This is a genomic window from Pantoea sp. X-Soil-OKNW-556 (assembly GCF_059730695.1).
Map to the genome: position 1 here is coordinate 572,870 of NZ_AP035991.1, position 13,681 is coordinate 586,550.

The following is a 13,681-nucleotide window of genomic DNA, read 5'->3' on the forward strand; positions in this document are numbered from 1 at the left end:
AATCCTGAAGCTTACAAAGGTTGTCGATATGCTGAAATCCTTCACGAACTTTTCATCTGCAAGCAGCCGGAAATTGATCAGGCAACCATTAATAATCATGATCCTCCTAATGTTTTTTGGATTCATAATAACGTTGGGAATGATATTTTTTATCGCCAGTGATTTAAATTCCATCTCAGATACGGAGGATAGCGTTCTGATAAGGAAACTTATCCAGAATCAGCAAGACGACATCAGTTCTCATTTGACTGACAATGCGGTTTGGGGCGGATCTTATAAAAACCTCCATGAGAAGGTTAACCTTAACTGGGCATGGGAACAACAAAACCTCGGCGCATCCTTATATAAGGATTTTGGTTATAATGGGATATTTGTGATTAACCCAGCAGGAAAAACAGTTTACAGCATAATCAATGGGAAATTAAGTACAGATTCCATCCAACAATGGATGGAGACCGATCCAACGCCTGCCATTCTCCATCAACTGAGAAAAAGCAACGGATCGGCCTCAACGCAATTCATGATGGTCAAGGGGAAACCGGTTTTGGTTAGCGCCGCATGGATCACGCCAGGTAGCGATAATACAATCAAAAATGTTTCAGAACAGCACTCTATTTTGCTATTCGTCGTTAATATGACTGATGCGAAGTTAATTAAACTCGGTGCCGACTATACAATCAATAACCTTCATTATGAGGAGTCAGAAACTCCGTATGATGGTGCTAAAAATATGATTCCGCTGTCTGAATTCGGTGCACGGGGCATTCTTACATGGCAGAGTGAGAACCCAGGAAAACAGCTCATCGTGTTACTATTACCAATAACCGTAGTAATTTATTTGGGAATGTTATTCGCGGCGATAATGCAATTGAAACATATTATTAAAATAGTCCAAAGTTCGGATGAAAACATCTTTATGTTGCAGCAAAGCCAGCTTGCCTTATTGGCCAGTGAAAAGCGTTTTCGCGATGTTGCTGAAACAAGTACCGACTGGATTTGGGAAGCTGACAACAATCTGGCATTCAACTGGATATCGTCAAGGTTTTCTGCCATCACGGGCTACAGTAGCAATATATGGATTCACCGTACCCTGCAAGATTTTCTTTTTAATGGGAATACACTGCTTAACTCACTTGAGGACAAGCTCAAACCCGGTGAATACACTCACCTGTCACGTTGCCGCTACCTCTCAGCCCAACAATACATCCGCTACTGCGATCTCACCATCCGCCGGGTTGAACTGGCAAATGGCAGGCAGGGTTTTCGTGGTACCGTGACAGACGTCACACTTGAAGTTGAAGCAGAAGAAAAAGCAAAATACCTCGCCTTACATGATGACCTGACAGGCTTACCTAATCGTACGCAAATGAAGCAATTTCTAACCGGCGAATTGGAAATTCACCATACCTGCGACAACCCCCTGGCTGTGATTATGGTTGATTTAGATAAATTTAAACCGGTAAATGATATTTATGGTCATGCTATGGGTGATGCGGTTCTGCATGAGGTTTCTTTGCGTTTTCGCCACTGTGTTGATGATGTTGGTTTTACCGCTCGTCTTGGCGGTGATGAGTTTGTCATTATCGTTCCCGCAATGGACACGGAGGAAATAAGTAACCTGTGTGATAAAATCATCGAGAAAATAAACACTCCCTTTCACATCAATGGCACTGAAATTTCTATTGGGGTCAGCATGGGCATCGCTACCACCCCCAAAGATGCTGACAACATTACGGATATATTAAGATATTCAGACTTTGCCCTTTATAAAGCAAAAAATAACGGTGGTAATAAATATGAATTTTATCATACGGAGTTAACCGATAAGATTGTTCAACGTCGGGAAATGGAAAGCGAGCTAAGAGAAGCTATCCGCTCGGGACAATTAGCCGTTGTTTATCAACCACGCCTCAATATGAAATTGGCAAAAGTTACCGCTGTGGAAGCGCTGGTACGGTGGAACCATCCGGTTCGTGGGTTAGTCATGCCTGACCAGTTTATCTCATTAGCGGAAGAGACCGGGCTGATTAAAGAGATTACTGACTGGGTGATAGAACGCGCCTGTTTTGATATGCAATCGTGCTTTGACCAAATGAAAGTGTCGGTCAACATCAGCGCTCTGGAGTTTAGCGACCGTGGGTTAACTGAGCGGATAACGAGGATCCTTGAGAAAACGGGTTTTGCAAGCCATCGCCTTGAGATTGAAATTACTGAGAATGCCTTAGTTAAAAACCCAGACGATGCCCTAAAAACGATGCGTGAATTACATAAACTTGGCATTAATTTCCATGTCGATGATTTTGGCACCGGGTATGCGTCGTTTGGCTATCTGAGCAACTTTCCATTTAATGGTCTGAAGCTGGATAAGTCATTTATTCTTGCAATGCATGAATCTGATAATGCCTTGAAAATCGTCGAAAATCTGATAAGTCTGGGCAAAGCCTATTCTCTGGTGATCACCGCCGAAGGTGTCGAGACATTACAACAAAAAGAGCAATTGCAGAAATTCAATTGTGATGTTTTACAAGGCTATCTGATCGGGCAGCCAATCCAGATTACACAATTGACTGAAACCTATCAGGAACATGTTCTTGCATAAGCCCTAAAGTCTTCTTCAGCGTTGCCGATAACCCGACAAGCTTTAATAGGTTCCCTTTTTGTTTGTACTAAACAGGAGAGCAAAATGGATGTATCGCAAGTGACTTCACTGGCTTCCGGCCTTGATAACCTGGATCTGAAAAGTCAGGTGAATACCCTGGTATTGAAAAAGGCACTGGATAACCAGGAGTCTGCGGCCAGCAGTATCCTCGCCTCAATCCCGCAGTTGCCTGCTAATCCGGCTATTGGGCGCAATATAAATACCACCGCCTGAGTTTCAATTTGAGTAGCGGCGCGACTTTACATCCCGATTAACCCCCGCTAGTATGGCCGACTCCCAGCGCCACTCTGTCGCTGCGTAAGCGTTAACGTTAACCAACGCACCATGTGCAGGATTGCTCTGCTTTTTTTCTATGGTGCGAAAAGATGACCCATACCGTTGTTAGCGTAAATCCTGTCCTGCGTCGTTCCGGCTTTTTCCTGTTTTTGCTGCTGTTGACCGCGGCCAATTTGCGCACACCGATCACCGCCACCGGTCCGGTGCTGGAAAACATTCGCCATACGTTAGGGTTGAGTGCCAGCGCGGCTGGCGTGCTGAATTTCTTACCGCTGCTGATGTTCGCCACTCTTGCGCCACCTGCCGCCTGGCTGGGCAACCGCTTCGGACTTGAACGCAGCCTGTGGAGCGCATTGCTGCTTATCACCCTCGGCTCGTTGCTGCGCATCACCGGCAGCGAAAATGCGTTATGGGCGGGGACATTGCTGCTCAGCGCCGGTATCGCCGCCGCTAACGTCTTATTGCCACCACTGATTAAGCGCGATTTCACTGCGCATACCGCGCGTTACATCGGGTTGTATGCCACCACTATGGCGATCACCGCCAGCATCGCATCCGGCGTGGCGGTGCCGCTGGCGCAGCTCACTGACGCGGGCTGGCCTCTGTCGTTAGGTATCTGGCTGGTGCCCGGCGTGGTTGCGTTGCTGGCCTGGTTGCCGCAACTCAAACACGCCGCCGGGCATGCGCAGCCAGCCGTCCCGCAATCGTTGCAACGTTCGCCGTGGCGTTCAGCCATTGGCTGGCAGGTATCTTTATTTATGGCCTGCCAGTCGTTGGTGTTTTATACCCTGATTGGTTGGTTTACCCCCTTTGCTCAGGATGAGGGGATCAGCCAACTGGCGGCGGGCTGGTTGCTGTTCGTCTATCAAATTGTGGCGATTGTCGCCAACCTGGTCTGCATGAACGCTCTGAAACGATTACGCGATCAACGCGCCATCGGTTTTTTGGCATCGCTGGCAATTTTTACTGGCGTGACGGGATTGCTGCTGGCCCCCACATGGGCCTTGATATGGTTGCTGTTGGCGGGGTTGGGAGCCGGAGCATCGATGGTGACTTGTCTGGCGCTGTTTAATTTACGCACTCAGGATCATCGTCAGGCTTCAAAGCTCTCGGGGATGGCGCAGTGTGTCGGCTATGGCGTCGCCGCACTGGGACCACTGTGTTTCGGGATGCTGCATGATGCCAGCGGCAACTGGATGCTACCGCTGACATTGCTGCTGGTGATCTCTGCCCTACAAATGGTGGTGGCGACCCTGGCAGGCCGCGACCGTCATATTTGATCACACCAGCGCTGCCGCTTCCTGACGTTCCAGCTCGCGTACCCGCGGGATAATCTCGCGGCCAAAGAATGCCACCTCTTCATGGAAATGCAGGAACGCCAGCAGCAGCAAATCCACCCCGGCACGCTTGAGCGCGATAATGCGTTCCGCAATCTGCTGCGGCGTGCCGATCAGGTTGGTTTTAAACCCGTCGTTGTACTGCACCAAATCTTCAAACGAGGATTTCGCCCAGTTCCCTTCCCCTTCCGGCGAAGCGCTGCCTGCATTTTTCACTTCATGCTGGAAGCCTTTCACTGCATCCGGGTTGGCTTTGGCGATGATTTCCTGCAACACCGCCTGCGCTTCCTGTTCGGTTTCTCTGGCGATGACAAAACCATTCAGGCCGATTTTTACCCTGTGCTGACTGGCGCGCGCCTTCGCCTGGATATCTTCCACTTGCTGGCGCACCCCTTCCGGCGTATTACCGTTGGTGAAATACCAGTCGGACACCCGCGCTGCCATATCACGCGCGGCACGCGAACTGCCACCCTGGAAAATTTCCGGCTGTGGTGACAGCGGTTTCGGTTTCAGCGCGTAGTCACGGAAACGATAGAAATCCCCGGCAAAGGTGAAGCTTTCCTCTCCCCAAATACCGCGCAGGCAGCGAATAAACTCTTCCGAACGCAGGTAACGTTCTTCGTGGTCGAGCCAGGGTTCACCAATGGCTTTAAATTCGCCACGGAACCAACCGCTCACAATATTCACCGCAATACGCGGCCCGTAAAGATGGCTGATCGTGGCGATTTGTTTGGCGGCCAGCACCGGATTCCACGGCCCAGGCAGCAACGCGGCGATGACCTTTAACCGTGAGGTGTGGCTGAGCAGGTCCTGGGAAAACGTCACCGATTCGTGCTGATTTTCTGCGCCGTATCCAGCGGTAAAGCGGATTTGCGTCAGCGCATAATCAAAACCGGCATTTTCCGCGATTTTCGCCAGCTGACGGTTGTAATCCGCGTCCCAGCGCGTGCGTTGTTCAATCTGGCTGATCACCAGGCCACCAGAGACATTTGGCACCCAATAGGCAAATTGCAGGGGTTTACTGGCAGGTTGTGGTACAGACATAGCGAATCCTCATGCGATGTGTGTCTTATATCGAAAATCAAAAGATTTATTACCACTTAAATCTTTTGGATATATATCGCTATGCAGTGGCTATGCCAGTTTTGTTGTACGGATAACGCAATGATTTATCGATATTTATGACAACGACCTGGAAATAACGCTGTGGTATTTGCAACAACCACTGTTGACTGGCTGTTGCAATAACAACCCTGCTGTAACGGCACGAGTTATCGCGCCGTCAGGTGTCACTGGCTGAGCGTTTGCTGAAGGGCGGCAATCGACGAGGTCACCCCCGCCTCAACCGACATGGTGAGATCCTCCATCTCCAGCGACACCCAGTCGTTGTATCCCATCATGCGCACCACTGAGAAGAATTCCTTCCACCATTGCAGATCCTGGCCGCAGCCCACCGCGACATAGTTCCAGGCACGGTTAGCGACATCCTCCACCGGTTTGGTTTCCAGCAAGCCGTTGATATTCACCAACCCGCGCTCCAGCCGTACATCTTTCCCGTGCACATGGTGGATCGCCGGGCCCAGCGCCCGCGCCGCGGCAATCGGGTCCCCCCCCATCCATAGCAGATGGCTCGGGTCGAGATTCAGCCCCACCATTGGCCCCACCGCATCACGCAGACGGAACAGCGTTTCCGGGTTCCACACCAGCATCGAACTAAAATTCTCCAGCGCGAAGCGTTCCACGCCGTGGTTTTTGGCACGTTCCACCAATCCCAGCCAGTAAGGAATGGCCACTTCGTTCCACTGATAATCGAGACAATTCTTCAGTGTGGGCGGCCAACTGACGGTATAAGTAATCCAGTTGGGGATGGTGTCATGCGGGCTGGCAGGCGGCAGTCCACTCATCATCACAATTTTCTTCACCCCCAACTCACCGGCCAGGGCCAGGGTCTGTTCGGTATCACGTTTATGGCGCAGGCCCAGTTCGCCTACGTCGAGCGGATTGCCGGAGACATTCAGCGCGGCGATCGACATACCGCGACTCTCCAGCGCCCGCAACAGTTGCTGACGCTGGCTGGCGCTGGCGAGCAATTCCTCGGTACGCAGATGCGGGGCGGATGACCAGCCACCGGTGGTCATCTCCACACCACAAACGCCAAGTTCGAGTAATTTATCCAGCATCGCTTCAAATGGCAGATGCCCGAGGCTGTCAGTACAAAATGAGAGTCTCATGACGTTTCCTTATTGGTAATTAACCCAGCTCGCGCCGTTATCCGCCGAGCGCACGCAGTTTTCAATCCAGCGCACCCCTTCCAGCCCGGCGTTAATGTCGGGATAGATCAGGTTCGCCAGCGTCTGCTGATCGCCACGCTGCGCAGCGCTGATGGCAATGGCAAATTTGAGGTAGATATTGGCCCAGGACTCTGCCAGCCCTTCGGTATGCAACGCCCCGAGACGCTCCTCAGCCAGCGCGCTGTCATCGAGATACGGCATACCGTGATGCATCACCTGATTAGGTTGCCCCTGCACTTCATATTTCAACTCGCCGGGGTTGTAATCGCTCCATTCCAGACTGGCGCGTGAACCGATCACCCGGATACTTTGACTGTCCATGGAACCGGCGTTGATCGAGGAGGCCCACATCCGTCCGACGGCACCGTTGTCGTAGTGCATCAACACCATCGCGTTATCTTCCAGCGGCGCGCGCGACGGGATAAAACTCTGGCGGTCGCATAACAACGATGTGATCTGCAAATGCGGCAGCACCAGTTGTGAGATGTAGAAGGTATGGGTGGAGATATCCCCCAGCACGAAAGAGGGACCGGCAATTTTGGGATCAACGCGCCACTTCTGCGCATCGTTAAACTTGTCGGCACTGTCGTTTGCACTAAAGCCGTGGGTATATTGCAGCTCAACCATGCGTACCTCGCCGATCTCGCCTTTGGCGATCATCGCACGCATCTGCATCAACAGCGGATGCCCGGAGAAGCCATAGGTGACACCAACGATCAGCCCTTTGGCCTCCGCCAACACTTTAATTTCCTGTGCTTCGGCGGTGGTAAAAAACAGCGGTTTTTCACAGATCACATGAATACCGGCATTCAGTGCCGCTTTGGTAATCTCATAATGGGTGCCATTCGGCGTGGCGATGGTGACCACCTCCACCCCATCCTCCCGTTTCGCCTCTTCTGCCAGCAGTTGCTGATAATTGTCGTAACAACGTTCGGCTGCCAGCCCGAGATTGACGCCGAAATCGCGCCCCCGTTCGGCATCGATATCAAAGGCACTGGCGACCAGTTGATACGCGGTGTTATCGCGCAGTGCGCCGGAGCGATGTTTATAGCCAACCTGACTTAAACGACCGCCACCGATCATTGCCCAGCGTAACGGGCGGGGGATTTTCTTTTCACCATTGAGCATAGTCACTCCTTAATTATTTTGCACCCGGGTGCAAATGAGGTCAGAGACAAGGGTTTATTTCTGGTTTTTCTGTTCAAACTGCTGATAATTCGCCTGCGTCACCGTAGCGTAAGGGATCCAGTTATAGGCGGCGGTTTTCTGCTTATCCAGCATCGCTTTCGTGACCTGCACCGCCCCGGTCGCCTGCCCTTTTGCATCCTGGAAGATGGTTACCGCCATGTCGCCGTTTTTGATAAATTGCAGTCCGTCGGGTGTGCCATCAATCCCCGCCACCAGCACATTGCTTTTCTTCGCCTGCTTCAGCGCCATGATGGCACCAATCGCCATTTCATCATTGTTGGCGGCGATGGCGTCAATCGGCGTGCCGTTCAGCAACCAACTGGAAACCACATCTACCGCCTCATTGCGCTGCCATTTGGCAGTCTGTTTCTCCACCACTTTCATATCTTTGTGTGCGGCAATCACTTCTTCCGTTGCCCGGGTGCGTTCGCGCGCCTCTTCATTTGACAGCGCCCCCATAATGATGGCGACATTGCCTTTGTAATTCATACGCTTCGCCAGCGCTTCCATCTCCATTTTGCCACTCAACGCGGAGTCGGATCCGACATACGCCATCTGCCCGTCCAGTTTTACCTCGGGTTTGCGATTGACAAAGATCAGCGGAATATTGGCGCGTTTGGCCGCCTCCATCATCGGGCGTACTCCCTGGGTATCGACCGGATTAAGGATTATTGCGTCAACGCCCTGGTTGATAAAATCGTCTACCTGCTGCACCTGGAGCGCCACATCCCCTTTGGCATCAGAAAACTGGCCTTTCATGCCGGAAGCATCCAGCTCATGCACCATCTGCGTACGCAGTATCGAAACAAAATTGAGATCGAAATTGGCGAGCGCAACGCCCACTTGCCAGGTTTTTGCCTGCGCAGTGCCAATGGACAGCACACTCAATACCAGCACCAGGGTTTTCAAAGTCTTCATGGTCGTTTCCTGTAGGGTCATGTTGTGATGATCCGACCGGAAGAGAGACACTGCTGATTTTTACTTTTGCACCCGGGTGCAATATAAGTAAAAAAAAGAGACGATCAGTCAATTCTTCGGGCGAGTTACTGACGAAAATGTCAGCGATGCAGCCATTTTAGTCAATCCGGCAAAACGAAAATCAGCGGAGGTGATCACAAAATGTTGATGAAATGCACCCGATTGCAAAAAACATTGCAATCGGGTGCAAAGATCAAACATAATCGCAACATCATAAAAACAGGGTTATTTCGCATAAGGTTTCAACGCACTTACGCTTTGGGTGTTTATTTTCGATTGGGATTCACGTTCAATGCAGGGGTCTTTCGCCAACTCCGATATGCAGGTGCTATGAGCAAACCCATCGCAAAATCTCACAAAGCCACCGCCAGTGATGTCGCACGTCACGCTGGTGTGTCGAAATGGACGGTCTCGCGTGCCTTTACGCCCGGTGCATCCATCTCCGACAAAGCGCGCGAACGCGTGCTGGCTGTCGCCACCGAGCTGGGCTATCGCCCCAATCTGCTGGCGCGCAGTCTGTCGCAGAAGAAAACGCACATTATTGGCGTCGTGATCGATGAGATGAGAAACCCGCACTCGTTACTGTTGATCGACACAGTGACCAACCAGTTACAAAAGCGCGGTTACATGGCGTTGTTGCTCAACATCACCAATAGCGAGAACCACAAATCGGTGATGCTGTTGGCCGATCAATTGCAGGTTGATGGCTTGTTGTTTCTGGGCACGGTATTGACCGAGGAACTGGTGGATATAGCACAGGACCTGCACCACATCCCGCTGGTGCAGCTGTGCCGCAACAACGATGTACCGGGCATTGATGTGGTGAAAATCGATGATCACCACGCCGGTAAGCAGCTTGGCGAGTTGCTATTGGCTCAGGGATATACACGTTTTGGCTACATGCGCGGCCCGGCAACCAACAGCAATCATTTGCAACGGCTGGAGGGTTTACAGCAGGCGCTTACCGAAGTCGGGCTGACACTGGAAGAGATGCTGACCGCCGGTTGTTATGCGCAGGAACGCAGCTACGCGGTTCTGACGGAGTATCTCAACGCACATGCGCCTGCCGATCGCATCGATGCGCTGTTTTGCGAAAACGATGCGCTGGCGCTGGGTGCGCTCGAAGCCTTGCGCGAAGGCGCGGGTAACAAACATATGGCGGTGGTGGGTTTCGACGGAATTGACGAAGCCGCCCTGCCCGGCTGGCAACTGACCACCTGGAGCCAGCGGATTGACCTGTTAATTGAAGAAGCCCTTAACCGGCTGATTGATGAACATGCCACACCGGATGGTGCCTGGTCTCAGGGAGAATTGCGTGTACGACGCTCTCACCTGAAGCCGTAAGCGAAAGGAGGAGAGATGAAGTTGTCGTTACATGGCGTTTCTGTCTGGTACAGCAATGCCGTCACCCAGTTACGTATCGCGCAGGAAACCGGTTTTAGCGGTCTGGAGATTCTGCCGGAGCATCTGTATCGCTATCTCGACAATGGCGGCAGTTACGCCGCATTCCGTCAGCTGATGGCGCAACATCACATCGACGTTACCTGCATCAACGCGCTAAAACGCATCGGTCGCCACCAACCTGAAGCACGCGCTGAATTGCTGCGCGAAGCGGAACAGATTTGTCAGGCGGCGGTGGAGCTGCGCTGCCCGGTGGTGCAAATTATGGCACTGACCGAGCTGGATCAGCTGCCTGCTGCCGAGCGTGATGCCATTCTGCTCGACAACATCTCCGCCATTGCCGATATCGGCAAAGCCCACGGCATCAAATTCCAAATCGAGGTGGTGGCCTTCACCGCGTTTAATTCCCTGCAACAGGCACTGGACCTTATCGCCCGCAGCGGCAAAGACAACCTCGGCGTAGTGGTCGATTTCTGGCATCTGCACGCCGGAGGTGGAACCACTCCTGACGAGGTGGCGCAGATGGATAAAAGCCTGATGTACGGCGTCCACTTTTGTGATGGCCGTGCGGCTTATCCAGACGAAGCCTGGGATGAATGGGTGCAACGAAACTATGCGCCGGGTGAAGGCGATGTTGATATTGCTGCCTGGGTCGCGGCGGTCAAAGCCACCGGTTACGACGGCGTATGGTCACCAGAATTATTAAGCCCGCGTCATTGGGAACACGACTTGTGGGATATTTCCCGCAGTTGTTTAGACAGCATGAGAACATATATTAATTAATATAAATGGCGACCCACATGATGAATCGCCCGCCTCATATTTAAATACTCTCTGCAAAAATTGTAGCGGCGCGATTTATCGCGCACCTCGCACCGCGCGATAAATTTCGCCGCTACAGAATAAATATAAACACCACGCCTCTACGCGAATTATCGCGCGGCGTAATTACGTCTGAATGTTTTGAACGTCGTGCTCTGTAAAATTTATCTGCCGTATCCGTCATCAGACGGAATGATGAAAGGAAAGTTGTATGAACCGAAGAGAAGCGCTTTTTTCGCTCAGTTCGATTGTGGCGTCACTGGCCGTTGCACCGCAACTGCGCGCGAAGGAGCTGCATAATGTCCCGCTAAGCACCCAAATGAGCCCCGACCACCTGCCGCAACCCGCCTGGCAGCAGGGCTATCAGGTCTTAATCAGCCCGCTCGATCGCCAGAATCTGGCGGCGATTTTTGACCGCCTGATCCCTGCCGACAACCTGGGCCCTGCGGCCAGTGAGGCCGGTGCTATCGAATTTCTCGATAACCAACTGGCCGGAGATTATGGCACGGGGGCGGCACTTTATTTAGCAGCACCTTTGCACCCGGAAAATGAAGAGAAAATCATGGGTAGTCCGCAATTTCTTGCCACACCTAAAGAACGTTATTTAACCGGACTGACCGCATTAGAGAATTGGGCGCAAAAAAATCACCAGGCATCATTTCATACTTTAACCGCACCGCAAATCGACGAATTCCTGACAAATATGGAAGACGGAAAGATTGATTTAGGCCGTGAAGTGAACAGCCAGGCTTTTTTTGAATTAATGCTACAAAACGCACGCGAAAGCTATTTGGCGGATCCAATTTACGGCGGCAATAAAAATATGGCGGGTTGGAAAATAATTGGCTTCCCCGGCGCCCGCTATGACTACCGTCCTTATATTACGCGTCGCAATGAAAATCTGGCGCTTATTCCTGTCAGTCTGATTCCCAACGATTAATACGCCGGAGCTGAGTTAATGTCACAAATCAGAAATAAGGCTGACGTGGTTATCGTCGGTCTGGGTTGGGCCGGTTCGGTGATGGCTGAAGAACTGACCCGCGCCGGATTACATGTCGTCGCGATTGAGCGTGGTGCCTGGCGTGATACCTCAACCGATTTTCCGGTGTCAATTGATGCCGATGAACTACGCTTCCACACCCGGCGTAAAATCCTGCAACCAATGAGCGTGGAAACCACCACCTTCCGCAATCGCCACGATCAACTGGCAGCACCGGTACGTAACTGGTCAGCCTTCCAGTATGGCTGGAACGTCGGCGGTGCCGGTACACACTGGGCTGGGATGTCGTGGCGCTTTACCCCGTGGGATTTTGAAGTCGCCACCCGTACGCGTGAGCGCTACGGTGCAGGAAAAATGCAGGGATTGCAGTTGCAGGACTGGGGCGTCACCTACGATGAAATGGCCCCTTTCTACGATCGCTTCGAACGTATCGCGGGCACCTCCGGCTATGCCGGCAATCTCAACGGCGAACGCCGCAAAGGCGGCAACGTGTTCGAAGGTGCGCGCACCCGCGACTATCCCACTCCGCCGTTGCAAGATACCCACTGGATGAGCAAATTCCGCCAGACCACGGAAAACATGGGGTATAACCCGTTTACCGTTCCGGCAGGCAATCTGTCACAGGCTTATGTCAATCCGCTCGGTGTCAGCATGGGCCCCTGCACCTACTGCGGCTTCTGTGACTTTCACGGCTGCGGCAACTTCTCTAAATCTTCGCCGCAGGCCTGCATTCTTCCTGTGTTGATGCGCCGTCCCAACTTTACGTTGTTGACGGAGACAGAAGTGCTGCACGCGGTCAAACACGACGACGGTAAGACGGTGAAGGGGGTGAAATTTATCACCAAAGAAGGGGTGGAAGGTTTCCAGCCCGCCGATATCGTCTGTATTACCGCCTATCAGATGGATAACGTCCGTCTGATGCTGCTGTCACAAGTTGGCGAGCAATACGATCCGCGCACCGGACGCGGCACCATTGGCCGTAACTACAACTATCAAACCTGCTCCAGCGTCACCGGCTTCTTTGATAACGAATATATGAATCCGTTTATCGGCGGTGGCGCGCTGGCGGTGCAAATCGACGATTTCAACGGCGACAACTTTGACCATAGTGACCTCGATTTTATCGGTGGAGCCGGAATTATGGGCTTCTCCACCAATGGCCGCCCAATTCAGAACATGAATGGCTTACGTCCCGGCACCAAACGCTGGGGCAGCGAATGGAAAGCCGGTTATGCGCGCGATTACCAGACCGCAGGCACCATTTTCTGCCAGGGCACCTCAATGCCGATGCGTGAGGCATACCTTGACCTCGATACCCACTACAAAGATCGCCACGGCCAGCCGCTGCTGCGCATGACCTTTGACTGGAATCAGAACGATGTGCGTATGGCGAAATATGTCACCGATCGCGCCATCAACATCATGCGTGAGATCGGCGGTCAGCATCTGGTGGTGGACAACCAGGCGGAAAAGAGCTGGAACCCGTATATGCAGCACAGTTCCCATACCATTGGAGGTGCGGTGATGGGGACCGATCCTACCACCTCCGCCCTGAACCCGTATCTGCAAAGCTGGGATGCGCACAACCTGTTTGTCGTCGGTGCGTCAGCGTTTCCGAATAACGGTGGCTACAACCCAACGGTCACCGTGGGTGCGCTGGCGGTGCGTGCCGCGCAGGCCATCCACCAGACCTACGTCAAAAATCCGGCACCGCTGGTGGGAGCGTAAT

The 13,681-nt window shown here is 52.4% G+C and carries 11 protein-coding genes; 7 read left to right on the forward strand and 4 right to left on the reverse strand.

From position 1 onward, the window contains the following. The first annotated feature begins 28 nt into the window (after positions 1 to 28). From AC6I8T_RS23365 to AC6I8T_RS23375, 3 genes are all read left to right on the forward strand, one after another. Positions 29 to 2,599 carry a bifunctional diguanylate cyclase/phosphodiesterase gene (locus AC6I8T_RS23365; protein WP_497834484.1) on the forward strand — a complete coding sequence of 857 codons (2,571 nt, stop codon included), beginning with the start codon at positions 29 to 31 and terminating at the stop codon, positions 2,597 to 2,599. Between the two features lie 84 nt (positions 2,600 to 2,683). After that, positions 2,684 to 2,872 carry a YjfB family protein gene (locus AC6I8T_RS23370; protein ID WP_208726128.1) on the forward strand — a complete coding sequence of 63 codons (189 nt, stop codon included), beginning with the start codon at positions 2,684 to 2,686 and terminating at the stop codon, positions 2,870 to 2,872. Between the two features lie 152 nt (positions 2,873 to 3,024). Beyond that, positions 3,025 to 4,215 carry a CynX/NimT family MFS transporter gene (locus tag AC6I8T_RS23375; RefSeq protein ID WP_497834485.1) on the forward strand — a complete coding sequence of 397 codons (1,191 nt, stop codon included), beginning with the start codon at positions 3,025 to 3,027 and terminating at the stop codon, positions 4,213 to 4,215. On the opposite strand, the gene sfnG is transcribed toward AC6I8T_RS23375, so the two are convergent. The 4 genes from sfnG to AC6I8T_RS23395 all read right to left on the reverse strand — a co-directional run bounded on the left by sfnG (position 4,216) and on the right by AC6I8T_RS23395 (position 8,669). Further along, positions 4,216 to 5,316 (reverse strand): dimethylsulfone monooxygenase SfnG, encoded by a 1,101-nt coding sequence (gene sfnG / locus AC6I8T_RS23380; RefSeq protein ID WP_208726124.1) that lies wholly within the window; start codon positions 5,314 to 5,316, stop codon positions 4,216 to 4,218. A 245-nt stretch (positions 5,317 to 5,561) separates the two neighbouring features. Beyond that, positions 5,562 to 6,503, reverse strand: a complete 942-nt coding sequence (locus tag AC6I8T_RS23385; RefSeq protein WP_497834486.1) for a sugar phosphate isomerase/epimerase family protein — start codon at positions 6,501 to 6,503, stop codon at positions 5,562 to 5,564. A 9-nt stretch (positions 6,504 to 6,512) separates the two neighbouring features. After that, a complete protein-coding gene (locus tag AC6I8T_RS23390; RefSeq protein WP_208726120.1) occupies positions 6,513 to 7,691 on the reverse strand; it encodes a Gfo/Idh/MocA family protein in 1,179 nt (392 codons plus the stop codon). 54 nt (positions 7,692 to 7,745) lie between these two features. Next, positions 7,746 to 8,669, reverse strand: coding sequence for a substrate-binding domain-containing protein (locus tag AC6I8T_RS23395; protein WP_415173347.1), 924 nt, complete (start codon positions 8,667 to 8,669; stop codon positions 7,746 to 7,748). A gap of 390 nt (positions 8,670 to 9,059) precedes the next feature. On the opposite strand from AC6I8T_RS23395, the gene AC6I8T_RS23400 reads away from it, so the two are divergent. The 4 genes from AC6I8T_RS23400 (at position 9,060) to AC6I8T_RS23415 (ending at position 13,680) form a co-directional block, all read left to right on the forward strand. Further along, positions 9,060 to 10,073, forward strand: a complete 1,014-nt coding sequence (locus AC6I8T_RS23400) for a LacI family DNA-binding transcriptional regulator (protein ID WP_497834487.1) — start codon at positions 9,060 to 9,062, stop codon at positions 10,071 to 10,073. A gap of 15 nt (positions 10,074 to 10,088) precedes the next feature. Then, entirely contained in the window at positions 10,089 to 10,913 is an 825-nt protein-coding gene (locus tag AC6I8T_RS23405) for a sugar phosphate isomerase/epimerase family protein (protein WP_497834488.1), read from the forward strand. Between the two features lie 250 nt (positions 10,914 to 11,163). After that, positions 11,164 to 11,892 carry a gluconate 2-dehydrogenase subunit 3 family protein gene (locus AC6I8T_RS23410; protein WP_497834489.1) on the forward strand — a complete coding sequence of 243 codons (729 nt, stop codon included), beginning with the start codon at positions 11,164 to 11,166 and terminating at the stop codon, positions 11,890 to 11,892. Positions 11,893 to 11,910: 18 nt separating this feature from the next. Next, the gene (locus AC6I8T_RS23415) at positions 11,911 to 13,680 is read left to right on the forward strand and encodes a GMC family oxidoreductase (RefSeq protein WP_208726109.1); all 1,770 of its coding nucleotides are present in this window, start codon (positions 11,911 to 11,913) and stop codon (positions 13,678 to 13,680) included. Position 13,681 lies beyond the last annotated feature (1 nt).

What these genes read in the sequence shown, in the direction of transcription:
- AC6I8T_RS23410 (WP_497834489.1), top strand. Translation starts at nt 11,164, where the DNA reads ATGAACCGAAGAGAAGCGCTTTTTTCGCTCAGTTCGATTGTGGCGTCA.
- AC6I8T_RS23400 (WP_497834487.1), top strand. Translation starts at nt 9,060, where the DNA reads ATGAGCAAACCCATCGCAAAATCTCACAAAGCCACCGCCAGTGATGTC.
- AC6I8T_RS23390 (WP_208726120.1), bottom strand. Translation starts at nt 7,691, where the DNA reads ATGCTCAATGGTGAAAAGAAAATCCCCCGCCCGTTACGCTGGGCAATG.
- AC6I8T_RS23395 (WP_415173347.1), bottom strand. Translation starts at nt 8,669, where the DNA reads ATGAAGACTTTGAAAACCCTGGTGCTGGTATTGAGTGTGCTGTCCATT.
- AC6I8T_RS23370 (WP_208726128.1), top strand. Translation starts at nt 2,684, where the DNA reads ATGGATGTATCGCAAGTGACTTCACTGGCTTCCGGCCTTGATAACCTG.
- AC6I8T_RS23365 (WP_497834484.1), top strand. Translation starts at nt 29, where the DNA reads ATGCTGAAATCCTTCACGAACTTTTCATCTGCAAGCAGCCGGAAATTG.
- AC6I8T_RS23415 (WP_208726109.1), top strand. Translation starts at nt 11,911, where the DNA reads ATGTCACAAATCAGAAATAAGGCTGACGTGGTTATCGTCGGTCTGGGT.
- AC6I8T_RS23385 (WP_497834486.1), bottom strand. Translation starts at nt 6,503, where the DNA reads ATGAGACTCTCATTTTGTACTGACAGCCTCGGGCATCTGCCATTTGAA.
- sfnG (WP_208726124.1), bottom strand. Translation starts at nt 5,316, where the DNA reads ATGTCTGTACCACAACCTGCCAGTAAACCCCTGCAATTTGCCTATTGG.
- AC6I8T_RS23375 (WP_497834485.1), top strand. Translation starts at nt 3,025, where the DNA reads ATGACCCATACCGTTGTTAGCGTAAATCCTGTCCTGCGTCGTTCCGGC.
- AC6I8T_RS23405 (WP_497834488.1), top strand. Translation starts at nt 10,089, where the DNA reads ATGAAGTTGTCGTTACATGGCGTTTCTGTCTGGTACAGCAATGCCGTC.